The 25,631-nt window shown below is 41.1% G+C and carries 26 protein-coding genes; 17 read left to right on the forward strand and 9 right to left on the reverse strand.

All coding sequences use genetic code 11. The features are described from left to right. From IRE19_RS16625 to IRE19_RS16635, 3 genes are all read right to left on the reverse strand, one after another. On the reverse strand, nt 1-416 hold a 416-nt coding region (locus IRE19_RS16625), incomplete at its 3' end, for a cation transporter (protein WP_238943288.1). Then, entirely contained in the window at nt 409-774 is a 366-nt protein-coding gene (locus IRE19_RS16630) for an ArsR/SmtB family transcription factor (RefSeq protein ID WP_101803172.1), read from the reverse strand. The genes IRE19_RS16625 and IRE19_RS16630, both read right to left, overlap by 8 nt. A gap of 78 nt (nt 775-852) precedes the next feature. After that, the gene (locus IRE19_RS16635; RefSeq protein ID WP_101803174.1) at nt 853-1,473 is read right to left on the reverse strand and encodes a CadD family cadmium resistance transporter; all 621 of its coding nucleotides are present in this window, start codon (nt 1,471-1,473) and stop codon (nt 853-855) included. A gap of 442 nt (nt 1,474-1,915) precedes the next feature. Between IRE19_RS16635 and IRE19_RS16640 the strand changes: the two genes are divergently transcribed. Beyond that, nucleotides 1,916-2,764 carry a cation diffusion facilitator family transporter gene (locus IRE19_RS16640; protein ID WP_101191820.1) on the forward strand — a complete coding sequence of 283 codons (849 nt, stop codon included), beginning with the start codon at nt 1,916-1,918 and terminating at the stop codon, nt 2,762-2,764. 188 nt (nt 2,765-2,952) lie between these two features. Here the strand turns inward: IRE19_RS16640 and IRE19_RS16645 are convergent, their stop codons facing one another. From IRE19_RS16645 to IRE19_RS16655, 3 genes are all read right to left on the reverse strand, one after another. Further along, nucleotides 2,953-4,866 carry a heavy metal translocating P-type ATPase gene (locus tag IRE19_RS16645; protein ID WP_101191819.1) on the reverse strand — a complete coding sequence of 638 codons (1,914 nt, stop codon included), beginning with the start codon at nt 4,864-4,866 and terminating at the stop codon, nt 2,953-2,955. 281 nt (nt 4,867-5,147) lie between these two features. Next, on the reverse strand, nt 5,148-5,276 hold the full coding sequence (locus IRE19_RS18570) for a transposase (RefSeq protein ID WP_101191818.1): 129 nt from the start codon (nt 5,274-5,276) through the stop codon (nt 5,148-5,150). Between the two features lie 464 nt (nt 5,277-5,740). After that, the gene (locus tag IRE19_RS16655; protein ID WP_101805639.1) at nt 5,741-6,067 is read right to left on the reverse strand and encodes an ArsR/SmtB family transcription factor; all 327 of its coding nucleotides are present in this window, start codon (nt 6,065-6,067) and stop codon (nt 5,741-5,743) included. 330 nt (nt 6,068-6,397) lie between these two features. Between IRE19_RS16655 and IRE19_RS16660 the strand changes: the two genes are divergently transcribed. Then, nucleotides 6,398-7,846 (forward strand): N-acetylmuramoyl-L-alanine amidase, encoded by a 1,449-nt coding sequence (locus tag IRE19_RS16660; protein ID WP_225218476.1) that lies wholly within the window; start codon nt 6,398-6,400, stop codon nt 7,844-7,846. Nucleotides 7,847-8,009: 163 nt separating this feature from the next. Here the strand turns inward: IRE19_RS16660 and IRE19_RS16665 are convergent, their stop codons facing one another. Further along, the gene (locus tag IRE19_RS16665; protein ID WP_225218477.1) at nt 8,010-8,258 is read right to left on the reverse strand and encodes a hypothetical protein; all 249 of its coding nucleotides are present in this window, start codon (nt 8,256-8,258) and stop codon (nt 8,010-8,012) included. Between the two features lie 315 nt (nt 8,259-8,573). Here IRE19_RS16665 and IRE19_RS16670 point away from each other — a divergent pair, with 315 nt between their 5' ends. After that, nucleotides 8,574-10,061: an alpha-amylase family glycosyl hydrolase gene (locus IRE19_RS16670; RefSeq protein WP_101191817.1), complete on the forward strand. Its 1,488-nt coding sequence runs from the start codon at nt 8,574-8,576 to the stop codon at nt 10,059-10,061. Between the two features lie 383 nt (nt 10,062-10,444). Continuing rightward, nucleotides 10,445-11,878 (forward strand): murein hydrolase activator EnvC family protein, encoded by a 1,434-nt coding sequence (locus IRE19_RS16675; protein WP_101191816.1) that lies wholly within the window; start codon nt 10,445-10,447, stop codon nt 11,876-11,878. A gap of 402 nt (nt 11,879-12,280) precedes the next feature. On the opposite strand, the gene IRE19_RS16680 is transcribed toward IRE19_RS16675, so the two are convergent. Next, nucleotides 12,281-12,670 carry an ArsR/SmtB family transcription factor gene (locus IRE19_RS16680; RefSeq protein ID WP_101805597.1) on the reverse strand — a complete coding sequence of 130 codons (390 nt, stop codon included), beginning with the start codon at nt 12,668-12,670 and terminating at the stop codon, nt 12,281-12,283. 194 nt (nt 12,671-12,864) lie between these two features. Between IRE19_RS16680 and IRE19_RS16685 the strand changes: the two genes are divergently transcribed. From IRE19_RS16685 to xerS, 13 genes are all read left to right on the forward strand, one after another. Beyond that, complete coding sequence (locus tag IRE19_RS16685) at nt 12,865-13,431, forward strand: copper resistance CopC family protein (RefSeq protein WP_101191814.1); 567 nt, start codon at nt 12,865-12,867, stop codon at nt 13,429-13,431. Continuing rightward, nucleotides 13,428-14,522, forward strand: coding sequence for a copper resistance D family protein (locus IRE19_RS16690; RefSeq protein WP_101191813.1), 1,095 nt, complete (start codon nt 13,428-13,430; stop codon nt 14,520-14,522). Before IRE19_RS16685 ends, IRE19_RS16690 begins: the two co-directional genes overlap by 4 nt. A gap of 28 nt (nt 14,523-14,550) precedes the next feature. Next, nucleotides 14,551-15,237 (forward strand): DsbA family protein, encoded by a 687-nt coding sequence (locus tag IRE19_RS16695; RefSeq protein ID WP_149456927.1) that lies wholly within the window; start codon nt 14,551-14,553, stop codon nt 15,235-15,237. Continuing rightward, on the forward strand, nt 15,237-15,677 hold the full coding sequence (locus IRE19_RS16700) for a disulfide oxidoreductase (protein WP_101191811.1): 441 nt from the start codon (nt 15,237-15,239) through the stop codon (nt 15,675-15,677). The genes IRE19_RS16695 and IRE19_RS16700 overlap by 1 nt, the downstream gene beginning before the upstream one ends. Nucleotides 15,678-15,781: 104 nt before the next feature. Further along, nucleotides 15,782-16,489, forward strand: coding sequence for a cytochrome c biogenesis CcdA family protein (locus tag IRE19_RS16705; RefSeq protein ID WP_101191810.1), 708 nt, complete (start codon nt 15,782-15,784; stop codon nt 16,487-16,489). 28 nt (nt 16,490-16,517) lie between these two features. Continuing rightward, nucleotides 16,518-17,054 carry a thiol-disulfide oxidoreductase ResA gene (gene resA, locus IRE19_RS16710; protein ID WP_203341260.1) on the forward strand — a complete coding sequence of 179 codons (537 nt, stop codon included), beginning with the start codon at nt 16,518-16,520 and terminating at the stop codon, nt 17,052-17,054. A gap of 13 nt (nt 17,055-17,067) precedes the next feature. Further along, the gene (locus IRE19_RS16715; RefSeq protein WP_203341261.1) at nt 17,068-18,726 is read left to right on the forward strand and encodes a cytochrome c biogenesis ResB family protein; all 1,659 of its coding nucleotides are present in this window, start codon (nt 17,068-17,070) and stop codon (nt 18,724-18,726) included. After that, nucleotides 18,723-19,907: a c-type cytochrome biogenesis protein CcsB gene (gene ccsB, locus IRE19_RS16720; RefSeq protein WP_191715289.1), complete on the forward strand. Its 1,185-nt coding sequence runs from the start codon at nt 18,723-18,725 to the stop codon at nt 19,905-19,907. Before IRE19_RS16715 ends, ccsB begins: the two co-directional genes overlap by 4 nt. A gap of 198 nt (nt 19,908-20,105) precedes the next feature. Next, nucleotides 20,106-20,993, forward strand: a complete 888-nt coding sequence (locus IRE19_RS16725) for a hypothetical protein (RefSeq protein ID WP_101805595.1) — start codon at nt 20,106-20,108, stop codon at nt 20,991-20,993. Nucleotides 20,994-21,299: 306 nt separating this feature from the next. Then, a complete protein-coding gene (locus tag IRE19_RS18575; protein WP_203341331.1) occupies nt 21,300-21,440 on the forward strand; it encodes an RES family NAD+ phosphorylase in 141 nt (46 codons plus the stop codon). 150 nt (nt 21,441-21,590) lie between these two features. Then, nucleotides 21,591-21,998, forward strand: a complete 408-nt coding sequence (locus IRE19_RS16735) for a hypothetical protein (RefSeq protein ID WP_203341262.1) — start codon at nt 21,591-21,593, stop codon at nt 21,996-21,998. Between the two features lie 219 nt (nt 21,999-22,217). After that, a complete protein-coding gene (locus IRE19_RS16740; protein ID WP_203341263.1) occupies nt 22,218-22,961 on the forward strand; it encodes a Fic family protein in 744 nt (247 codons plus the stop codon). A gap of 118 nt (nt 22,962-23,079) precedes the next feature. Then, nucleotides 23,080-24,243, forward strand: coding sequence for a tyrosine recombinase XerS (xerS, locus tag IRE19_RS16745; RefSeq protein ID WP_203341264.1), 1,164 nt, complete (start codon nt 23,080-23,082; stop codon nt 24,241-24,243). Nucleotides 24,244-24,705: 462 nt separating this feature from the next. Here xerS and IRE19_RS16750 read toward each other — a convergent pair whose 3' ends face one another. Continuing rightward, on the reverse strand, nt 24,706-25,515 hold the full coding sequence (locus tag IRE19_RS16750) for an RES family NAD+ phosphorylase (RefSeq protein WP_203341265.1): 810 nt from the start codon (nt 25,513-25,515) through the stop codon (nt 24,706-24,708). Between the last annotated feature and the right edge of the window lie 116 nt (nt 25,516-25,631).

A 25,631-nucleotide genomic window follows, 5' to 3' on the forward strand; every position in this document is an offset into this window, starting at 1 on the left:
ACCGAGGCCGTCCCGTAAACGGAAATTTTCGAAGCGCCGAAATTCACTTTCGCATCCTGGACACCGGGAATCTGCTTGACGTTGTTCTCAAACTTCCCGGCACAGTTGGCGCACGTAAAGCCTTCCACCCGGAAGACATTTTTTTCTTCGACTGCCACGTTCACTTCGGGAGCCGTCTGGCGTTTCGGTTTTTCCGGTGCCACTTTCAAGTTTTCAAATGCACCGGCTTTTTCCAATTCTTCAACCGAGGCCGTCCCGTAAACGGAAATTTTCGAAGCCCCGAAATTCACTTTCGCATCCTGGACACCGGAAATCTGCTTAACATTCTTCTCAAATTTCCCGGCACAGTTGGCACACGTAAAGCCTTCCACCCGGTAAACCGTTTTGTCTTCTGTTTCCTTTGTTTTTTCAACCAACTTCAACAACCTCCTTCTGATGGAGGAAGGCCACTTGCACCAAGTGTTTCACATGCGCGTCATCCAACGAATAATAGACCAATTTGCCTTCTTTGCGGTATTTCGCCAACCCCATATTTTTTAACAGGCGCAGGTGGTAGGAGGCGGTTGCGGTGGAAGAGCCGATGATATTCGCAACGTCGCACACACAAAGTTTGTCCTCCAGCGATAAGGCATAGGCGATCTTGATACGCGTATCATCCGACAACGCCTTGAAGATCTTCGCCACTTCCAATGGATTCTGTTCTGCCAGCTGTTGCTGGACTCGTTCCACCTTTTCTTCATCTATACAGACCACATCACAAATCTCTTTTGCCAATTTCTTTCACTCCTTTTTCTGACTCGCTGTTTTACAGCAGTCTTTCTTTTCTATAGAAAACAAAACTCGAAAACCATATCAGCTCACTAAACTCCAAAGGAAACGGAATGTCCCGTTCTCCACCATGATCAAGATGCCCAGTCCGATAAAGACGACCGGCACAATCCAGCGTTCCCATTTCTCGATTGTTTCCGAGATTGATTTAACGGAGGCCAAACGGTAGCTGAGGTAACACAAAACAGCTGTCATAATGGCAAAGACAACAAGCATCACAACGGTCTCACTCAAATTTAAGGTTGAAAAATAGGGTATGTAGACACCGATGTTGTCACCGCCAGCCGCCAGTGTAATGACTGTGACGGTTACAAAAAAACGATTGGATTTTCCGGAAGACAAGCGGGACAGGATATCCTCTTCGTCGTTCTCCTCTTCCTCTTCCTCTTTAAACCACACTTTGATTCCCAGATAAATTGGAATCAGTCCGAGCAGCCCGACCCAATGTTCCGGAACGAAGGTAAGACCGGATGCAGCCAATAGACTGACGCCAACCAATAGGGCTGTCCCCAAATACTGACCGACGACAATGGATTTTAATTGGCCGGATTTTTTGGTCTGTGAAAACAGAATCAATAAAATGATGACGTAATCAATACTTGTCGCAATATAAGCTGCAACAGCGGAAAAAATTGTCGTAATCAGCACCACCAACTCCTTTGTGAATACTAGAACCAACTAATATCCTTCTAATAGTTAAACATTCAAACGAACGTTTGATTAATGCAAGTGTACAAAGATTTCGCTAGATTGTCAATGATACATTCAAATGATTGTTTTAATATTTGAGTATGCTTGTTAGAATGAACGAAGTAATAGATTTTGCGATTATGAATAAGTGACGAATTTTAAAAAACACCTGTAATCTATGGCAAATCAGTAGTGATAGGAAAACAAGTTGAATATTAATTTAGCCATTGAGTAAGCACGACCACATGAACGATTGGCCACTTATTAATGTTATGCATATTTTGATGTTTCCGGGGAATAGATGACTAAAGGACAGATGATTCTGCTGTGCATTTAGAATCCACGTAATTTTTCTAAAATCGAAACTAAAACAGGAGTCAGGGAAAGGGGACGTATCATGGCAAAAGCTCATAAATCCACCAAGAATATCAAGTTGGCTTTCATGATCAACCTTCTATTTTCAATAGGAGAACTCATTGGCGGCTTTTTAATTAACAGTGTCGCAATCATGTCTGATGCTATTCATGATCTAGGAGACGCTATTGCTTTAGGGATTTCTTGGTTTCTACAAAACTTTTCAAATAAAGAAGGGGATGAGAAGTTTTCGTTCGGCTATAAACGTTTTTCCCTTTTGGGCGCATTAATCAATGCAGCTGTTTTGATTGCTGGCTCTATTTATATTTTTACTCAGGCTATCCCTTTGCTGTTTAATCCGGAACATTCCAATGCCCAAGGGATGATTTGGTTTGCCATTGTAGGCGTTCTTTTAAATGGTTATGCAGCTTTCAAGTTACATAAAGGAAAATCAGTAAATGAAGGAGTCCTGTCCTGGCATATGCTCGAAGATGTTTTAGGATGGGTGGCAGTACTGATTGTCGGCATTGTTCTGCTGTTCAAGGATATTCATATCCTCGACCCGATTTTATCCCTGGCAATTGCCCTGTTTATTTTAGTGAACGTTGTGCGCAATCTTACTAAAACCATGAAAATTCTGTTAGAAGGCGTGCCCGAAGGAATTGATATAGAAGAAATACAGGCGAAAATCGAGAAAATTCCAGGGGTATTGTCTGTCGGGGATTTAAATATTTGGTCGATCGACGGAGAAGAGAATGCACTGAATCTACATCTTTCTGTTGAGGGAGATAACCTTGCGGATTCAGCCGCTATAAAAGAAAAAGTAAGAAAGGCTACTTCCGACCTGAGGATTGTCCATTCCGCCATTGAATTGGAATGGAAAGACCGCTAATAACCTTCCTTTTAGTGCGTATGATTTCTAAGGGAACTCTCAATAGCTTTCTAGGAGTTGCTTAAGTAAAAGAGAGAAAAGGGCAAATTTAAAAGCCTCTTTTCTCTCTTTTGGTCTGTATAAGTTTGTAAAAAAGTACTTTTACAAACACTTTATAGTAATCCTATTTTAAAAAAGTCTGGACCAGATTATCTAGATCTTAACAAACGAAGCCCATTGAGAATTACAACCAATGTACTTCCTTCATGAATAATGACGCTGATTGCTATATCCGTTAATCCTAATAAGGTAACGATAATTAGAAATGCTACAACTGTCATTGAGAAAATAATATTTTGCCAAATAACACGATTCATTTTTAAGGAAATCTGATGAGCTTTTACTAATTTGGATAAATCGTTTTTCATTAAAACTAGATCAGATACATCTACTGCAACATCCGTACCATCTCCCATAGCAATTCCGACATCTGCTTTCACAAGAGCAGGTGCGTCATTTACACCATCGCCCACCATAGCGGTTATGCCATAGTTTTCTTTTTGTTGATCTATAATATTAGATTTGTCTTCCGGCATAACATTAGCGATAACTTCATCCAGTCCTAACTGTTCAGCAACCGCCTTCCCGGTCATTTCAGAATCACCAGTAATTAAAGTAGTGTGTATACCTAGTTTTTTAAAATACTCAATAGTTTCTTTCGCATGTTCACTTGGAATATCCATTAGCCCAATCAGACCAATCACTTCTTCATCTTCTGCTACATATACGACTGTCTTACCTTCTGACGCCCATTCACTATTTAAATGAATATATTCATCTGAAACACCGTCAAAAGAAGTCGGCTTTCCTATTCGATAATTTTTACCTTTGTAATCTCCTGTCAATCCTCTACCAATCTGATTTTCTACTTCAATAGCTAGTTTATTTTTTTGTTCAAACTTTCTTAGAATAGCATCTGCTAAGGGGTGGTTGGATTCCTTTTCAAGAGCCACTACGATATCAATAATATTTTCTTCGTTTACAGAATTAGTAAAATAATAATTGGTTACTTCAGGTTTTCCTTTCGTTAAGGTTCCCGTTTTATCAAAGGCAATTGCTTGAATCCCGGCTAATTGAGACAAATATGAACTTCCTTTTGAAAGTACGCCTCTTTTAGCTAGGTTTGAAGTGGCTGACAAAGTTACGGATACGGTAGCTGCAGCTAGAGCACACGGTGAAGCTGCGACTAGAAGAACTAATCCTCTATAAGTACTTTGTGACCAAGTCCAATCCAAAATCATAGGAGTGAGTATAATGAAGAGCGGTATTGCCATTAAAACAACTGTAACGTATTTCGGTTCAAATTTCTGGATAATACTGGCGGCTTTTGTTTGATTATTTTGATTTTGATTGACTAGTTGTAAGATTTTTGAAAAGACAGTATCTTTATTTTCTTTTGAGACTTCCATTGTGAAAGTTCCTGTTCCATTAATCGTACTCCCAAAAACCACGTCTCCTTTTGATTTTTCTTTAGGGATACTTTCTCCATTGATAGAAGATTCATCAATGGAGGTATTTCCAGATAAAATGACTCCGTCAATGGGTACTTGATCTCCATTCAATACTTGGAGCCGATCTCCCACTTTTAATTCATTAACATCAACAATCTTTGTATTGCCATCAGAAATGATCAATCTGGCAGTCGTTGGATTCAGTTTAAGTAATTTTGTGATTTCTCGTTTGCTTCTACCTTCAGCATAATCTTCTAAAAAATGCGCACCAGAAAATATGAGAATCAGCAACGTTCCTTCCCAAAAATTCCCTATCAGTGAAGCACCAAGTGCAGCTAATCCCATTAAAATGTGGGAATTAGGTGTAAATTTATTTTTGGCTTTTGTATTTTCAACTGTTTCTCCAATTCCTTCAAGAAGAATGACATGATAGCCCGCACTAATTGTTGCAATTGAAAATAAAATGTTCTTAGTAATTGTATACTCTCCATTTAAAAATAAAGCAATAAGCGCTAGGGCTAAACCAATGAAGTACAAAATAATGGGCATCTTTCCGTGATCATGGTCATGGTTATGTGTTTCATGAGATTGTTGTTCTTTAACTGTCTCCATTTCTATCACCTCTTTAAATGTAGTCTCTTTGGTTTTCGTACACTTATTGTTTGTGTCCATAAATTTTGTGGACTTATTCCCTCTAAACTAAAAAAAGTGGCGTGTAATATCATCTATATAAGTTGAATTAATGTTTACTAATCTAACGCACAACCGATCAATCGTTTCTTTTTTCGGCGCATGACGTCCTGAAGAAACGCACTGATAGCCAGAATAATTTTCTGGACGTTGCCAAAGAATACATTGTTAATGACTGTTTCCTTTAACTATTTCCAGACACCTTACATTAACATTATGTTCAATATGGGACTACACGGAGGCAAAAAGACCATTTGAGGGCGACATCGATTTTCTTCCAAGAATGGCTGAATCAATTTGGCGTGGTGAATCCTAGCGTTGTCTAGAATCATGACAATTTTACCCGTTGATTAAATCGCTCAGATTCTCGAGAGGAAACGTAGAAAAGCATGGGCATTATACTATTCTTCTTCGATGCAGAAAATTGCACCGGTCTCATAATCCGCCGTACCAATCAGCTTCACGCCCTTATGCTGGCCATAGGTGGGAATGAGTCGCTGTTTTCCTTTGAGGAACCAGGTACCGGTCTTGGTAATCACGAATCATCTTCAAATACAGGTGATCAATCTCACCGTCTATCAATTTTTTTAAATGTTGGAAAGGTCTCTTAAACTAAAGTGTCTGGCTTTTTGGGATCCGATTTTTGAAGTGTATAAGTCGGTCGTGTATAACTTAATCCCATTGAATGCAGGAGATTGGAAGCATCTTTTTGTAATCGGTTATGATCATGTGCCATTTTTTTTACTCCTTTCAACGCATAGGATGTCCAGCTGTGAATCTTGTAATTAAACGTTTTTCAATGATGGATCGCGTGTTCAATGGCCTGCTTTAAAAGATTCATGACATGATTATCGTCTTCCGAATAGTAGAGTGTGGTTCCAGCTCTACGATATTTCACTAATCGCAACTGTTTCAGAAAACGCAGTTGATGCGACACCGTGGATTGCCCCAAATTCAACTTTTCTGCCAGGTCATTGACGGAGTATTCACCGGAACACAGCAGATTCAAAATGCGAATTCGAGTAGGGTCACTTAATGCTTTAAATGTTTGGGAGACGACAAAGAGGGTTTCTTCATCTAACCGGCTACTCGTGACGGAAACTTCTTTTTTTTCAAAATCCATACTCATCTTCTAAAGACCTCCAAAGATATATTTTAACCTTATAATCAATATATGAGCATATGTTCATATATTGATTATAAGGTTTTCTTTTATTAATTGTCAAGTATATTCCCAGAGTATTCTTTTTAGCTTAAAATTATCGAATTGCACCCGTATAACCAGCTGAATCTCATTGGAAAAGCCAAATCTCTATAACGAAATGTATCTTTCTGCCCAGGTGTTCCGATTAAAATGACAAAATAAAATAAAAATTAAATATAATGTCAGATGTGTATTCAAGTAGAAACAGTTTAAAGTATATTGTAGGTATAAAATAGGAGGTATTATGAGTTGAAAAAATGGATAATAATGCTTTTAATGATTTTGCTAGTCTCGATATACACGCCAAAAAGTTATGCAAATACAAATCTCACTTTCGTAGACGTAGCTAATCATCGAGCTCAAGCTGAAATCTCGTATCTCGTGACTCGTGGTTTTGTCCACGGGGTAACGGCAACAACTTTTGTGCCTAACCGACAGGTAACCCGAGGTGAAGCAGCCGCTATGCTCGGCAGAGCACTAGGGTTAAGTGGAGTTAAAAGAAATACCAAATTCTCTGACGTAAGAGTAGGCAACTTCGCTTCAGGGTATGTGGATGAATTAGTTCGGAAAGGGATAATATCAGGTTATCCCGATGGCTCGTTTCAACCATATAAAGTTCTATCTCGTGGAGAGATGGCTCTTCTGATAAATAGGAGTTTTAATTTGGGTGGAATCAGTATCTCTACTTCGGTGGACAACTTAATGCGAAAAGGAATTGCACAAGGCTTTCCTGATGGCAGTTTTCGAACGGACGAGACCATCATTCGAGCAGACTTTGCAATTTTTTTGGCAAGAAGCTTAAATGAAAATTTCAGAGTTAAACCGGAGGGTGTTTCATTTAGCAAGACAATGTATGTTAATACAGGTGCTGATGCTTTAAATATGCGTTCTGGTCCCAGCACTTCGGATAAAGTAATAAGCAGTTTGAAACATGGAACAACCGTTAATGTCGCTTCATCAAAAAATGGCTGGTCACATGTTCAGGTGAATGGTGTTATTGGTTACGTCAGTACAAATTATCTTGTAGCTTTAAAGCCAACTGTTCCAGCGCCAGTTTCCACTTCCCTAGGAACGAGTGATTTGAAAGTTATTATAGATCCCGGTCATGGAGGGACAGATCCGGGATCCGTCGCTAATGGTTTTCAAGAAAAGATGATTACTCTAAATGTCGGAAAACACATGAAAAATTATTTTGATCAAACACCGATTGCTACTACAATGACACGCAGTACCGACGTTTTCATTGAGTTAAGTGACCGTGCTAAGGCAGCAGCAAAAAATGATGGAGATGTTTTTGTTAGCATTCATACCAATAAATTTAATGGCGAAGTAAACGGACAAGAAACCTTTTACTATGCGAAAACAACAGCGACAAATCCGAACGTCCAAGAGTCACGTGCGCTTTCCATTTATCTGCAGGCACGCATGCAAGAAGCGTGGAAGTTGACCAATCGTCAAGTTAAAGTAGGGAATTTAGCCGTGCTGCGTGAAAACACAGTTCCTGCCTCCCTAACTGAAATAGGATTTATCGATAATTCGAAGGATCTTCAATTTATAAAATCGGAGTTGGAGCGTCAAAGAATGGGGAAAGCGTTATTTCTCGGTACACTGGACTATTTTTACCATTATGAAAAACGAACTGATGTATTGCCATACTACAAAAAAGCTGGAGCTTCGCTCAGCAAAAAGCTGCATTGAGCTACAACTATTTTTAAGTACTGCTTCTGTAATGAAGGAAAAGATTGAATATCTTGTATTTGAATAATTTTCAGCATTTTTCGCCAACTCTTTTTAATGGAGAAGGATGAGTTTTATATGAATTTACCGTTTGTCCTGTTCGGATTCGAAAGAAATTCTGTCATTAAGTTTTTTTAAAACTGTTTTTAGTTTCAGCAAGTTGTTTAACTAGTTGTTGGTGGTAAAACACTTTTGACCAAAGGTAAATAGCCAGTCCAATAAGCAAAATGGGCATTTGCCATCCCGTTTTATCATTCAAAACAAAATCATAAAGGGCCCAAACAAAGAGAGCCACACTATAAAAGAGGAATCCGTATGTTGAGGATCTCTCTTTTTTTTGTTTTCTTTTGTTCTCTTTTTTCGTTGCTGTCATCTTTTTCCTCCCTCACTTCTTCTGTTTAGGTATTTTTACTAACTGAACTTATCTCGTCAGGTAACTCTAACTCTAATGGATTTAGGCGATTAATCAACTAAGTAATAAGGCAATTCTATGAAAAAAGATATGTGCATTGGTACTGAACTGGATGGGGAATCAACCATGAAGCAAACATCTTTCTTCACAGTTTCGACGAAACTAAGCTAGAGATACTTGATTTTTGATAATATTGCATAGTAGCGATGCCTGCTGTTTGATAAACTAGACCGGACGTAAGGAAATCGATGAGTTTTACCGAAGGAGGAAGTTGGATTGAAAGCAAAGTGGTTTTTAGCAATTATAACTGGAATTTTATTAGTGAGCTTAGTAACTCCAGCAGCAGCAAAAGAAAAGAATTCACTGCAAGATGAAATCATATACGACCTGTTAGTCGATCGTTACTTCAATAAAGTTATACAGAATGACTATGAAGTGGATTCCCGGGATATAACCGCATTCAATGGTGGCGATTTTAAAGGATTGGCAAGCGAAATGCAGTACATCAAAGATATGGGATTTACAATGGTATCGATTGGGCCGGTATTTGCGACGGATACGTATGACGGAAAAGAAGTAATCGATTATCAACAATTTGAACGTCATTTTGGTACGGAGGAGGAGTTTCAAGAGGCCATTGATAAAATCCATGAGTTGGATATGAAAGTAATAATCGATATTCCAACTCAACGGGTCAGCAAAGAACACGTATGGAACAAAGAGAATCCGGAGTGGTTCTCTGAAAATGAAGATGGAACGATGGCACTGGATACAACAAATCCGGAAGCTCAAAGAAAATTAATTGATTGGTTCAGTGAATTTGTCGAAGAATATGAAATAGATGGAATTCGCCTACAAACCGCAGATCAATTGGATGAAGATTTTATTAGTCAATTTTCAGAAACCATGAAAAGTATTCGGGATGTCTATATCATAAGCGACTTAGAAATGGGACCTCAATCCGGACTGGATGCGGTTGTAAAGCCTGGTATAGAAGAGGATTTGCGAAGCAGTTATAAAAATTTCGATCCCCTTTCAACAACTTCTCCGGACTTTGAAGAGACGGCTGAGGGCCAATTAACTCGAGTGGATTCTCTTTTAAGCAATCGCTTTACATCTGATATAGTGGCAGTGAGAGGGTTTCCCCCAACGAGATGGAACTTATTGATGTTTCAGTTATTGACCATGCCCGGAATCCCGATTGTTCAATACGGCTCCGAGATTGCTATGAACGGAAGTGCCCCCCCTGAATCTCACTCTATTCTAAATATGGGGGTAGACGAAGAACTGATTGACCACATTACAAGTTTGACTTCGCTTCGAAATCAGTCGGAAGCACTTCGGACAGGAGAAACGGAAGTCTTGCATGAAAAGGATGGATGGCTTGTCTATAAACGGTCTAATAAGGAAGAGTCATGGATTATCGCTATTAATAATTCCTCCTCAACAAAGAGTTTGACGATACCAGCCGAAGTGATTGGTGACGACAAAGAAATGCGGGGATTATTTGAAAATGACGTGGTTCGTCAGAATGATGACGGTGATTACCAAATTACATTGGATCGTGAGTTAGGGGAAGCCTTCAATGTCATCGAACGAAAGGGATTTAATAAAGCCTATATTGCTGCCTTAATTCTTCTTTATACGTTGTTTATAAGTTTTCTTGTGTTGGCTTGGCGTAGAGGACGGAAACGGAACTTAGCTAAAGCAAATAAATCAAAGAATAGTGATGTTGAAGAATTCCCAAAGCCTAACCATGGGTAAAGCGAATTTCACATGTCAACGCCCAAAATTTGTTATAAGAGTAATGATAGTAAATAAGCATACAAGTAAGCAATCCGACTTATATTTATGAGTTGGATTTTTCTATCCCCTAATATTTTCAAGTAAAAATGTTAAATTGTTATTATTTTATACCAAAATGAAATGTGACTGTAACAAAGCAAACCGTATAGGGTGTTACAATAACAGAGCCGGAATTTGTAGGGAACTAAAAATAGTTAAACTAAACTGGGTTTTTAAACTCATGAAGTTAACTGATAGCTACTTCCTGAATGACTTTAACGGATGTACACGCATATTTTAAGTTTTTCTAAATAGAACGATATAGAGAGAAATGAATTGGGATTTGAAAGGGGAAACGAAACATGATATCGAAATGGATGTTGACTGGTTTGACTTCTGTATTGGCTTTATCACTGCTGGTACCAACAGCAAGTGCTGATACACTAAGTGAACTAGAGCAAAAGAAACAGCAAGTTGAACAGAGGCAAGGCGAATTAAACTCTGGAATCAACGAAAAGTCGAATGAAATATCTAAAAATAAGTCCACATTGGAAGAAATCATGGCACAAATTCAGGTACTTGATGCTAAAATTCAAGAAACTGGAGCGAAAATCGCTAGCGTTGAAGGCACTATTGCACAAACAAAAGAGGAAATTGAAGAATTAAAGGCTTCAATTGTTGAACTTGAGCAAAAAATTGCTGAACGTACGGAATTACTACAAGAACGGGCACGTGCCATCCAATTAAGTGGAGGCTCGGTGGATTACATAGATGTATTACTTGGCGCAAACAGCTTTGTTGATTTCATCGACCGTTTTTCAGCCGTGAATACGTTAATCGAAGCAGACCGTAACATCATGCGTGAACAGGCGGCAGACAAAGAATTGCTGGCTGAGCAAAAAGCACAAGTTGAAACAAAACTTGCTGAGCAAGAAGAACGTCGCGCAGAGTTAGAAACTCTTAAATCTTCACTTGATGGGCAAAAAGCGGAGCAAGCAGGTCTTGGGAGAGAATTACAAGCTGAACAAGAACGTTTAGCAAGTGAGAAATCCAATTTAGAGGGTCAGCGTGCTGAAGCTCTGGACATCAGTGCGGAACTGGAAACACAAATTGTGAATGAACAGAAGCGTCTTGCAGAAGTGGCAAGAAAAGCTGAAGAAGAACGTCAGCGCAAGTTGGCAGCAGAACGAAAAGCGGCGGCTGAACAGGCGGCGGCTGAACAACAAGCAGCTGAAGAAGCAGCTGCCGCGAGACAAGCTGAAGAAGAACGAAAAGCTGCGGCTGAGAGCAGTACAAAATCAGCAGCTGTAAAAACACCGAGCGTGGAAAAATCCGTAGAAGCGAATGCACCAGCCAGTGAGTATGAAGCTCCTGCAGCAGCTTCGGGGTCTCCGTTTATCCGACCAGCAGCAGGCAGAAACACCTCTAATTTTGGATGGCGTGATATTGGAGATGGACCTGAATTTACCGCAGGCATGGACATTGCTAATGTTCCAGGTACACAGGTAATGGCAGCAGCCAACGGCTACGTTTCAAGTGCTGGTACGATGGGCGGACTAGGTAATGCCGTTGTCATTACACATTCAGTCAATGGGCAAACGATGACGACGGTATATGGCCATTTGAACTCGATTGACGTTTCTACTGGTCAGGCAGTATCTCAGGGACAACGAATTGGTGGCATGGGGAATACCGGGCGTTCGACCGGACCACATCTACATTTCGAAACACATATCGGCATCTGGAACGGTTCAAGTTCCAATGCAGTTGATCCACGAAATTATATTGGATCTTAACAAAAACAGCCGACATCCCAAGAGATGTCGGCTGTTTCTTTATTTCATTTTCTCTTTAAGTTATCTTCTTAATATTTATTCTTCATCAGTCGAAGAGAGTTCAATACGACAATTAATGTGGTGCTCATGTCAGCGAAGATAGCCATCCAAAGAGTGAGCAACCCTGGGATGATTAAAAGCAACGCCAGTATTTTCAATCCTAGTGCAAAGGCACCGTTTCGAAAAAAAGGGTCAAATGATTTTCTCACTTTTTCCAACTGTTCATATAGAGGCTTCACCGGCAACTGAGATTTTCGAAGCGCCGCAATTCAACTGAACATCTTGAACAGAAAGAATGTTCCGAATGTTTTTCTCGAATTTTGCCGTACAGATTACGCATTTGATAACCATTCGTTTCTTTGCTCATTTGTATCGATCCTCTTTGGCGTGCTCCAACGCAATGCGTACCAGTTGCTTTACGTGATCATCTGTCAGTGAGTAAAAGACCAATTTCCCTCTTTTTTCATATTTCGCTAAGCCCATATTTCGTAAATAGCGAAGATGATGAGAGGCTGTGGCCGTTGTAGTCTCGAGAATATTGGCGACATCACATACACATAGTTCCTTTTCCAGCGTTAACGCATAGGTGATCTTTAAGCGCGTTGCATCCGAAAGTGCTTTGAAAAGCAATTCAACTCCACTGATTCCAACGAGCTTGGGCTGAATTCGCTCAATCACTTCTTCGTCATAGCAAAAGGTTTGGCAAGTATCTTGTTTTGTTCCAACTTTAACTTTGATTTTTATTTCATCCATGGTTCCACCTCATTCAAATGTTCGTTTGATTATGTCCAGTGTAGGAAAAATTCGAAACTTTGTCAATCTTATATTCAAACGATTGTTTAAATGTTGTTGTTCGCCTGTTAGAATGAATGGGGAATAAAAAGAAAAAGTGCTGTAAAAGCATCAGTTTTACAAGAAAAAAGTTACGAGTAAAGAGGTGAAGTCTAGTGAAAAAAGTGGTCTTATTCCTATTATTTTTCTTATCTCTAACATCATCAGCCGTCTTTGCGCACACCGCATTGGAAAGTGCTAACCCTGCAGAGGGAGATGTAGTCACCGAGGAATTGCAAGAAATGGTATTGGAATTCAATACCGACTTGGAACAAGGAAGCTCTTTTACGGTGGAAGATGAAAGAGGACAGGAAGTTCCAATAGGTGTTGAAATTGGTGGACAGTCCATGACAGGGACGTTAGGGGCGGCAATAGCAAACGGCACCTATACGGTCAACTGGAAGATCATCGGAGCTGATGGCCATCCCATTGAAGGAACTTATGCCTTTACCCTAAAAGTCAGTGAGGACTTAATCTCTTCAGGGATAACAGAAGAAGCTACGCCGTCCACTGAGGACGAACTGGCAGACCAAGGGGAAACGGAAGAACCTCTAAATGAAAATCTAGCGGCTCCTCAGGAAACGACTAATGCACCTTATGTGATGGTGATTGTGTTGATGATACTGGCAGTGATTGCTGTTGGCACGTTGATGTGGGTGTCGAATAAAAGGGGAAATAAATGATTTGGATTTATGTAACAGAGACTCTGCTGTATCTATGCTTTTCCCTGTTGATCGGTACATTGGTGATTCAACTGGTTCCGTCTCACCTAAAGCCCCACTTGAAAATCAACAAACGTGTGTTGCAAGTGGCCATTCTGGGAATCGCCTTCTTGTCTGCGGCACCGGTCATTCGATTAATTCTGTTTCTCTATGAAGATATCGGTCTTTTAGTAACAACTCAAAATGTCATAGGAGAATTCGAAGTTGGGCAAGCCTGGACCGTAACTGTTTTTATTTCGGTATTTTTCTACCTTTTTGTGTCGCTTGTTCCAGTCTTTAAAAGAAAAGCATTTATAGGCATTGCGCTTGTTTTTTCCTTTATTCTGCTTTTGGCGGTGGGATGGGCAAGCCATGCAGCTTCCCTGACCGACTGGAGTGGCTTTGTTGTTCATACGCTGCATTTTACAGCTGTCGCGGTTTGGGTAGGCTTGTTGTTGGTGGTGAGTTGGTTTTCGACTACTGCACAAAACTGGCTGTCCTTTTTAAAATGGTATACACCGGTAGCCCTCAGTTGTTTGGCGATTGTCGTCGGTTCAGGAATTTTTATCATGACATTGGCGGTGGATGTAACGGAATATCAAGATGCTTGGATGATGCCCTACGGCCAGGCAATCTTGCTGAAGCATTTACTGGTACTCCCTGTTTTGTTGTTCGCTTGGATTAATGGGGTCTGGATGAGAAGAAAACTCCAACGTGGAGAAGACATAAATCCGGTTCCTTGGTCAAGGGCAGAAAGCGTCGTCTTGCTGTTGATTTTTGCGGCAACTGCCGTATTGGGCCAGCAAGAGCCTCCTCATTCCATTGAAGCCTACTTGAAGGGAAGTGGTGCCTCCGATCTCTTCCGTTACTTTTATTCGGGGCAGATCGATCCCGCGATGCACCTGCAAGTTGATTTCACTCTTCTGGGCTCGTTGTTCTTTGGGGTAGCTGTCATTTTTGGTTTTCTTGTTCTCTACTGCTTTAAGCAGAAGGCACCTTCATTCGTTTCCTTATTAATGAGCCTATTTAGTGTGTTGGCATTGTATGTAGGATTGATGATGAGTATTTCTTAAATAAACCTATACAGAAAAGAGGAAGATTATGAATAACAATCAGAAAAAAGCTAAGCCATCCGGCTTGAAGTTTGCGGTTCTCTTAACATCTTTAGCAGTTGTGATTTTGGTTGCGATTGTGGTTTTGACTAATCAACAAGAAGCGCCAGCAGTGGAAACGGCACAAATCGATCTCAGCGGACAGCCGATTTTAGGCGAAGAAGAAGCTCCAGTTACAGTCGTCGAATTTGGAGACTTCAAATGTCCTTCTTGCAAAGCGTGGGGAGAAACGGTTTATCCGCAACTCGTTCAGGATTACGTGGACACAGGAGAGGCGAAGTTTTCCTATATCAACGTTCTTTTCCATGGAGAGGAATCTACGTTAGCTTCTCTAGCGGCAGAATCCGTTTATCAGCAAAGTCCGGAAGTTTATTGGGATTTCCACAAAGCTCTATTTGCGGCACAGCCAGAAGTAAACCATGACGGGGCCTGGATCACTCCTGAAAAAGTTCTGGAAGTGGCAGCAGTTTATCCATCAATCGATCAAACGAAATTGAAAGAAGATATGGAAAAGCAAGCCACAATGGATGCTGTGGAAGTTGACACAGCGTTAGTGGAAGAAGCTGGAGTTGCCCAAACACCGACGATTGTTATCAATGGGCAGACATTAGAAGATCCGTTTGACTATGAAGCGATTAAAGAGCTGATTGAACAAGAATTGATGGGTGAGGAGTAATGGAGAAAGAAAGAATACAATCCAGCCAAAATGCGATTTTGTTATACGGTGCCTGGTTTGTGGCATTGATTGCGACACTTGGCAGTCTGTACTTCAGTGAAATCAAAGGATTCATTCCTTGTGAACTTTGTTGGTATCAACGAATCGCGATGTATCCACTGGTCTTGATTTTAGGAATTGCCACATTCCGGAACGATGCAAAGGTATTTATTTACGTCTTGCCTTTATCGCTTTTGGGAGGAAGTATTTCGATTCTCCATTACCTGGAACAAAAAGTACCTGGCTTCGGGGGGATTAAACCCTGTGTTAGTGGTGTTCCCTGCAGCTCTGAGTATATCAACTGGTTTGGATTTGTGACAATTCCTTTCCTCGCGCTGATTGCCTTCATCTTGATTTCAGTAGCCATGGTGGTCTTAGTGGTCAAAAACAAGAAGGATTGACCTTCGATTTTTCAGCGTTACCTATCGATTCCGCAAGAAGTCCGTTTAAATCATAAGCAGGTATGACTGGTTCATGCTGTAAATTTTTATAAGGAGATGACCATGTGGCAGAAGTCAGTTTACTTCTAGCGTTTGGTGCAGGACTGTTATCATTTCTTTCTCCCTGCTCCCTGCCGCTGTATCCAGCTTTTCTCTCGTACATTACCGGTGTTTCAGTGAATGACTTGAAAACCGAAAAAGGCGTGATGAGGCGCAATGCGTTGATTCACACCATTCTCTTTTTAATCGGCTTTTCCATCATTTTTTTGGCATTAGGATTATCCACTTCATTTATCGGATCGTTCTTCTTGGAAAACCAAGCTCTTTTACGGCAATTAGGTGCGATTTTGATGGTATTTTTCGGTTTGGTCCTTACAGGAATTTTGAAGTTTGATTTTTTGCTGTCAGATAAAAAAGTCCATTTCCAAAAAAGACCCTCTGGATATGCCGGTTCTGTTTTGATTGGTATTGGATTTGCGGCAGGGTGGACGCCTTGTACGGGACCGATTTTGGCAGGGGTCATTGCACTTGGCGTAGCCGATCCGGATAGAGGGCTCCTCTATATGCTGTTTTATGTGTTAGGCTTTGCGATTCCCTTCCTTTTGATGTCCCTGTTCATTGAGAAAATGAGCTTTCTAAAGAAAAAGAGTGCGCTTTTCATGTCAATTGGCGGCGCATTGATGATTCTGATGGGTGTTTTATTGTATTTTGATATGATGACAGAAATTATTGCTTTCCTTTCTCAATTCACAGGAGGATTTACAGGATTCTAACTGATTAGATAGAAATGAGGGTTTTTACATGACAGTTAAAAAGAAAAAGCGGTCTTATGTACGGGCGGCTATCTTACTGGTGATGGCAGGAGCCATCGTTTTTACGATTTACAACAGCTTTGCAGGTGAAAAAAGTGAACTATTGCAAGTGGGAGATGAAGCTCCGGACTTTGCCTTAGTGGATCTTGAAGGTAAAGAACATCAATTATCGGATTACCAAGGTCAAGGCGTGTTTGTGAACTTCTGGGGGACTTGGTGCAAACCGTGTGAGAAAGAATTTCCGCTGATGGAAAAACAATATCAAGTGTACAAGGACCAAGGCGTTCAAATCTTAGCCGTCAATATTGCTCAGTCCGATTATGAAGTGAGACAATTTGCGGAACAACGGGATTTAACCTTTCCGATTGTGATTGATAAAACCAAAAGTGTAATGGAAGCTTACAACATTCGTCCCTTGCCGACTACACTGCTGGTCAATCCTGAAGGGAAGATCACGAAAATCATTACCGGGGAGATGTCTGAAGAGGACATTTCCAGCTACATGGAAGAAATCAAACCCGAATAAGGAGATTTTTTAGATGGAAAACATACAATGCCAATGTGGCCATACGAATCCTCCTGGCACGAAGCTTTGTGAGTCGTGCGGGCGCTCTTTGACTGAAAAAGATCAAAACAGCAAGCTAGTGGATATGCGTTATGAGGGCACAGCCAGACGTTCCCAAACCTATAATAAATCCATCATCGATAAAATTTGGAACTTCTTTTCAAGTGTCAAAGTAGGAGTCAGCATTATTGTCGTCCTGTTGGTAGCTGCAGCCATTGGCACGATCCTGCCCCAGCAAGCTTTTGTTCCAGCGAGTACCGAAGCAACGATCCAAGCTTATTATGCCGATACGTACGGCAGTGTTGGACGCGTCTATCATGCGCTTGGGTTCCATGACTTATACAGCTCCTATTGGTTTATCGCATTGGTCGGGATGTTGGCCATTTCGTTGGTAATTGCCAGCTTGGACCGTTTCGTCCCGCTTTATAAGTCGTTAAAGAACCAACGGGTTTTGCGCCATCCAAGCTTTATGGACAAGCAGCGCATTTATGGCAGCGGCCCTGGGGCTGAAGATGCACTGGAAAAAGCAGAAACGAAATTAAAAGAGTTGAAATACACTGTCCGGACAGAAAAAAATGGACTATTGGCTGAAAAAGGCCGTTTTTCCCGATGGGGCCCCTACGTCAATCACATCGGTCTGATTATTTTCCTTTTCGGCGTCATGCTGCGGATGATGCCCGGATTTTATGTCGATGAAACGCTTTGGCTGCGCGAAGGCGAAACCAGAGCGATTCCTGAAGTGCCGGGCTATTACCTGGAAAACAAAAACTTTAAATTGGAAACGTATACGGGCGAAGGAGAAGACGCGAAGTTCGGGGAAGCAATCGATCGGGTGGGAACGGTCGTGAAGAACTACCAAACAGATATCGTTCTTTATCAAGAGCCGGAAGATAGCCTGCCCGGTGCAACCGATAACTTGGAAGTCGTTCAAGAATACCCGATCCGTGTCAACCAGCCGTTGAAATTTGATGGCTATGCCGTGTATCAAATGGATTATAAACTGAATGAATTAAAGGCAATGACATTCGCGTTGACGAACAAAGAAACGGAAGAATCATTGGGGGAATTGACAATCGACTTGATTAATCCGGATGCACTGTACGAATTGGAGACTGGATCAACAGTAGAACTGCTTGGTTATTACCCAGATTTCTCTGGTTTTGAAGATGGAGAACCGCAAACTGCGACCCCTTTGCCAAACAATCCCGGTTTCCTGGTGGAACTGACTACCCCAGAAACACCGGAAGGGGAAACAAGCTTTATCACCATCCAGAATACGGTGGAACCACTCGGTGAAAATCAATACAAATTAACCTTTCAGAATGCGGATACGCGTAATGTCTCCGGTTTAACGGTTCGCAAAGACAGCACCTTGCCGATTCTTGGCCTTGGCGGTTTGATCTTCATGATTGGTGTCGCGCAGGGGATGTACTTTAACCACCGCCGTTTCTGGATTCAGCAGAAGGCTGATGGCACGATCCTGCTTGCTGGCCATACCAATAAAAACTGGTTCGGCTTGAAGAAAGACCTGGATCGAGTGGTTGACTCTGCTAAATTGCCTGCTTACACAGATCAGCAGGATGAAATCGATAAAAAAGAGAAAGCGGAAAAGGAAGGTGAGTCTTCGTCATGACATTAACCGAGATTAGCTCGAATTTACTGTACGCTGCGTTCTTTGCTTACCTGATTGCCACTTTCGTTTTTGGTGGAGCTGTTAAAGGCAATAAGAAAGGAACGTTCAACTCGGAACAACGCTGGGGAAAAGTAGCGATTACGATCACCGTGATTGGCTTTCTTGCAAACCTCGGCTATTTCTTCACCCGGTGGATCGTATCGGGACATGCACCTCTCAGCAATATGTTTGAATTTACGACAGCGTTCGGCATGACGCTTGTAGGAGGATTCATCATTCTTTATTTCCTCTATAAAACACCCGTTTTAGGAATGGTTGTATTGCCGGTGGCCTTGTTGATTATTGCGTATGCAAGCATGTTCCCGAGTGAAGTCAGCCCGCTTATCCCGGCGCTTCAAACAAACTGGTTGGCGATTCACGTCAGCACGGTTGTCATTGCGGAAGGGATCTTGGCCATGAGTGCGGCAGCGGGGTTGATTTACTTGCTCAAAGTGGTGGATTTGTCAAAAAAGTCAAAGCAGCGATTTTGGCTGGAAGGAATTCTGTATTTTTTGGTGCTAGTCGTAGGTTTTGTTATTTCAAGTTCTTACTTCACCCTAACAAATTATGAAAACACCTTTCAGTATGTGAACAAAGATGATCAGGAAGCCACGATTATTTATAACATGCCCCCTATTTTCGGTATGAATGAATCGGTTCCAGTAACAGAGGATGCCATGACACCACTAGTCGAAACCCCAGCGTTAGTAGATGCTAGTAAACTGACGACTGTCACGTGGTCTTTGTTAGTTGGAACTGTTCTATATGTCCTAATTAGATTGATTACCCGCCGGAGAATATCGCAACTTATTCAACCACTAATGAAAAATGTCAATCTTCAACTGATGGATGAAATTAATTACCGTGCAGTGATTATCGGCTTTCCATTATTTACTCTGGGCGCGCTGGTCTTTGCCATGATTTGGGCCCAAATCACCTGGTCCCGTTTCTGGGGGTGGGACCCGAAAGAAGTCTGGGCGTTGGTTACTTGGTTATTCTATGCGGCCTATCTGCATTTACGTCTCGGTAAAGGCTGGCAAGGTGAAAAATCAGCCTGGTTGGGGGTAATCGGTTTCGCGATTATCATGTTCAATTTAATAGTTGTCAACTTGATCATTGCGGGACTACATTCATACGCGTAAAAAAAGGCGCCTCTAGGGCGCTTTTTTTACTGTTAGCTTTAATTTATGAACGACTCTGGAAGTGACTCAACCAAATTTCGTTGGCTTATGGGCAACTTATCAAAACACCTTCATTCGCTGCTTTATTGTGCGATTTTTTCTTTTGTTTCAGAAACTCTAACCAAAACTAGCTACAACACAGAAAACTGAGGTGGAAATATGTTCAGGAAATTAGTGATTTTATTATTCGTCGTATTTTTCATGATGCTGATTATTTTTACAGCTATCATGTTTTTGAAAAATGAAGTCGAGGTCTATTCGGACAAAGAAGTGACGTTGGCGATTGAAAAGCCTATGTTCATCAACTTAAGTGAACCGGTAGCTACAGAAAAAGGCAGCGATATGACAGTTGTCTATGACATGTCTTTGCTTGGCCTGAATGTCGGAACTTACACATTGGTCGAACGGACACTGGAAAACGGGACATCGCTCATTTTTGAAGAAATTGAAAATACCGGATGGATTCCATATGCTCTATCCTTGAATATCAAAAATCTGGCCGAGGTCGACTTCAAGTCATGGAACCCGGAAGCTGTGGCAAGCCTGGACGAAAAAATTTATGGTCCCGATCCGACAACAAATCCGTATGGAGTCTTCACTAAAGGAAATACAGAAATTTTGCAGGGGAATGTCTTCGTTTCACGTAACCTGCAGCTGGGCAATGGGGACTGGGTACAAGAGCTTCGCCACGAAATCCCTGAATTTACTTTAGAGGAAGGTGTTTTAGCTAAAAATTACTGGCTGCCGCCAAAACATCAGAGCCAAACCTGGATGATGATCGGGCAAGAACCATTGTTCGAAACGGAAGAAGCAGAAGATGGGTGGATCACTTTTTCGCTTGAAAACCGTCTAGCCCAGTTAAACTGGCTGACGCCTGAAGGGCCATTGGTCAAACTGCAGTTGACCGATGATCCTCGTACACAACTGGCTTATGGCTATACAACCGAACGGACAGCAAACGTAAGTTTCAACGAATGGAATGAAAACTCGCCTTCTCTGTTCTTTGAATCCATGATGTTGAATTCAGAAAACGACTTGCAGCGATAATCGATAAATTCGTTGAAATTGATACTTTGCTTTAGCAAGTTTCCAATTATGTACGGATGTTACCGCTAAGCCCATAACGACATTTAATTTCCATTCATTGGGATAGCTATCAAGGTTCCAAGCAGCACCGTCACATAGATATTCCCTTTTATAATTGAAAATCCAGATCGATTTGCAAAAACCATTAGTTTTCTTATTTTCTAGATGAGTAAAAGTTTACATATGAGGGAGTATCGGAAGGGAAGGAGCCAAAAAGCTCCTTCTCTTTTCTTATTAGGATCCTTTGATATATAAAAATGTTCTCAAATAGCTCAATACTTTCAGAACAAAGGATATGCGGGGATAAAATATAGAAGTACTGTACATAGGGATGGAACGAATGTAGTAATATTCGATTCTGAAGACCTCTATTTAGTTGAATCTCCGATGGAAAAGATTGTCCGTTAAACAGAAAGAGACTGTCGATGTTTAACATTCGTTTAATTTAATCCGAATTTTCTCATTCTAAAGAAGTAATTGCGATATACTTAATTGAGAAAGAATTTTATAAGAACCGCGTAATGGATACACTACTATTTAATGAAAAGAGGGAAATAAGTGTCTGAATACCGACAAAGAGATTCCGGATCTCACTCAGAAAGCCGAACACTTTCATCTATTTTCTTAGACGCTGAACATCAATCCAGATTTAATCAACATTTGAGTCAATTGAGTGCGCATCAACAAGCTAGCTCCGAATACCAATCGGCCCTCTTTATCCTGACTAGCACAGAAGAACTCTATAAAAAAGCCACACCATATTTCAGCAGTGAGGGATTTAACCACCTGGACATGTTTGAAAAACAGGACTTCAGCAGCGGCCATGTTTTAATGGCAAAGGCGGCAGCTAATTTATTCGGCTTCTACGAATATGAGCTATCGCTGGCTCATTTAGTGGGTGCAACGGACGACGACATGTTCCCAGTCCTTGTCCAAGCATTGATAATACGTAAACATGGCTTATAGGCTGCTTATCGGAAAGAGAGAACTAAGGGAGTACAGTCCAAGAGAGAACTGATTGCTAACAGTTGTCTTTTGGCTTTTTCTATATGTTCGCAAAATATCAATTTAACGAACAAATAGAAAAGGCATATGATAAAATGAAGAGTATCAAGGCATTTAGCATCAAATCTACTTAAATCAAGCAATTTTTCCTTTAATCTTCTGAAAAGCAGGTGTTCCGAAATGAGCTCATTTACTCGCGTCGACGAATTAAAAAAGCAATTAGATCAATACAGACCACTTCCGGCTGCGGCTGTGAAGAACCTCCGCGACGTGTATCGTGTGGAATGGACGTACAATTCGAATGCCATCGAAGGCAATACTTTATCGCTGATTGAAACGAAAGTAGTCATGGAAGATGGCTTAACGATTGGTGGTAAACGGCTGCAGGAACATTTTGAAGTCATCAACCACGCCGAGGCCATTAGCTTTATTGAGGAGCAGGTCACTCAAACCGAACCGTTGGATGAGCGCACGCTAAAAACGATTCATCACTTGATCTTAAAGAATATCGACGATGAAAATGCAGGTAGATATCGTTCCATCAACGTGCGAATCTCCGGTAGCCAGCACGAACCACCGCATTTTCTGCAGGTGGCGAATGAAATGCAAGAGCTTTTCGCCTGGTACGAGCATGAAAAAGATCGGCTGCATCCGGTGGAGCTGGCCGCATTGTTTCATTTTAAATTCGTTTATATTCATCCATTCGCAGATGGCAATGGCCGGACCGCGAGGCTACTGATGAACTTGATTCTGATGGGGCATGGCTTCCCTCCTGCTATCGTTAAAGCGGAAGACGCACAGCGCTTAACCTATTACAAAGTGCTGGAAACAGCGAGCGTACAAGGTAATACGCAGCCTTTCGTCGAGTTGATTGCGCAATGTGTGGAAGAAAGTTTAACTACTTATTTAAAAGCGATTCTATAGCAATTAGTTCATTCACTTAGCGATTTTCTAGAAAAAGTACTTACTACCCCTATATGTTCGCTTAAATTACATTTTGCGAACATATAGAAATACATAAACAAAAGGAGGCCACTATGATATGGCGTTGACACCCGAAGAACTGCAAGTCCTCCAACGGATTGAAAAACAGCTGAAGGACATGCCCTTCTATGTCGTCGAGTATGTCCGGTCCAAGAAGCGCGCTGGCCTTTCGTCTGATACCTTGCTGCAGTATCTCTACCGATATCAGCACTTTTTCCAATGGCTGCTCCGGGAAGGCCTAGCAGAGGCTAATGATACAGCTTCCATTCCCTATTCCAGATTAGCCGAACTAAAGAAGCAGGACGTGGAGCACTACATTGAATTCCTGAAAGAAGAATCCCTCACCCAGGAGAACAACACTGTGAAAAAGCGTGGCAATGCGGTCGTGACACTATCTGTGAATGCGCTGANCAATGCGGTCGTGACACTATCTGTGAATGCGCTGAAATCGCTCTTTAATTACCTGACGAAGGAAACGGAAAATGAGGACGGCGAATCGTACTTCTACCGCAATGTCATGAGCAAAATTGTGTTGCATACAAAAAAAGAGACGGCGAGCCGACGCGCACAGAAGATCAGCTCAGTCATCCTGAATGAGCATGAAATTAATGATTTCCTCCAATTCATTGACGAGGAGTATGAAACCACTTTGACGAGTGGCTTAGCACGCCAGCGGTTCAACCGAGACAAGGAGCGGGATTTGGCGATCCTTTCCCTGTTCCTCGGAAGCGGCATCCGTCTCGGTGAAATGGCACGTATTCTTGTAAAGAAAATCAACCTCAAGAAGCAATTGATCGACATCAAGCGGAAAGGCTCGAAAGAAGATACCGTTCGGGTTATGGATCAGGCTATCGAGCAATTGAAAGCCTATTTGGAAATACGAGAAGACCGGTATAAAGGAGCGAAAGAAGTTCCCTTCCTGTTTGTGACGCTTTACGGAGGGATTACTCGCCCATTATCCCGGAGGGCCATTGAGAACCTGGTGACCAAGTACACCGCTGCCTTTGCCCAAGGGGAAGGCATGAGTCCGCATAAGCTTCGGCATACCTTTGCAGCAGACTTTATCCGCAATGGCGGCAACATTGTTCTCCTGCGTGATCAATTGGGCCACAGCAATATCGAGACCACTTCTCTTTATACGAATTTGTCTAACAAAGACAACGAACAGGTCTTATCACGGATGGAAGCAAATCGCTCAAAACAAACAGATACTTTAAAATAATTGTTGCTATAAAGTAAAGGACAGACAGTTTTGGTGGGCTGCCTGTCCTTTTTACTAGTTATTTTTTAAAGTATCTACTTCTGCTAAAAGTGAAACTCAACTTATTATTAAGCTGCATTGAATAAGTGTTTTGCGAACATATATTATTGGTTAAAAAGAAAGAAAGGCATATACCCCTTCTGTGTAATGCAAAATAATAGTGCATAGAAATGCAGCAAAATGATACAGAGAATTGCAAAGAAAAATACATACCGATTTGACCAAGATTTTACATGGAGAGGTGGGCATGATAGCCTGCTTGGGCAGAGCCAGATCCTTTAGGTGACTGGCTTCTCGGCTCGTGAGTCCTGCGCGCAGAGGCTCCATGTCAAATCAACCTGGAGTCTGTATTATCTTTTGCAAAACTATGTACTCGACCTTTGCAATTCTCTGCACTTCGTTTTTGCAAAATACACCTTCCTTTTAACGAACAATCTTCTCCATTGAAGTTTCAATTAGTTTAACATTTTTAGGATTAAATATTACTACATTCGTTCCTTCTTTATGTACAGTACTTCTATACTTTATTCCTCCATACCCTTTGCTTTTAAAATAGTTAGCTAAAAATTGGAAAGGAGCGTACTCCCTTGCTCTGATATCAGGCTCTGTACTATGTACAGGCTTAAATATCTGATCATTATTGAATAAGTTAAAGTAAAATAACGCCGTAATTCGACTTCTTTCCGCTGCTGATTTTTTGCTAAGAATTTCAGCCAGCTGATATATATCTGTTGGCAGACTAGGATCTCCTACCACGTCAAAAATATTTTTGTCGCTATTAGACTCAAATCGCGCGTTTGTATAAAAGTCTCCTTTTTTTACTCGCAGTTCTGCTTCTATGGTTTTTAAAATAAACTTTTTTTCTATTTCTTTAGATTTTCTCCTATTTACCGGCATTACCCCTAAATATATAAATTCCTCTCCTGGCGGATTCATCCGATTATGATTTTTCACATAATCAGAATGAGGAATCATCCTTTGGTAGAAATCTAAATCAATCTCTTCGTTTACTCCAACGCCTCTATAAAGCCTTCCCACATCTTTAATTGGAAAACTGAATTGTGATGCCATATTATCAACTAAGTCATCAAAGACTTTGAAAAAAGTATACTTCTTAACTATTTCTTCTAATGAAAGATCTTCCGTTTCTCCACTATATAAAGCATTTTTCAATGTATCCCAATGCTCTGTCATTATTTCAGATAGACCATTCACTACCTGCTTTATCTCCATAACTGCACCTCGTTTTCCCTTTTCTTAATTATCTTTATTATAAGGGAAAAGAAAAAGCCGATACCTATTATTGAATATTAGCTTTGTATTTGAATCATTTTTTCCAACAAAAATAT

It is taken from the genome of Planococcus beijingensis (assembly GCF_016820615.1).
Classification (GTDB): Bacteria; Bacillota; Bacilli; order Bacillales_A; family Planococcaceae; genus Planococcus; species Planococcus notacanthi.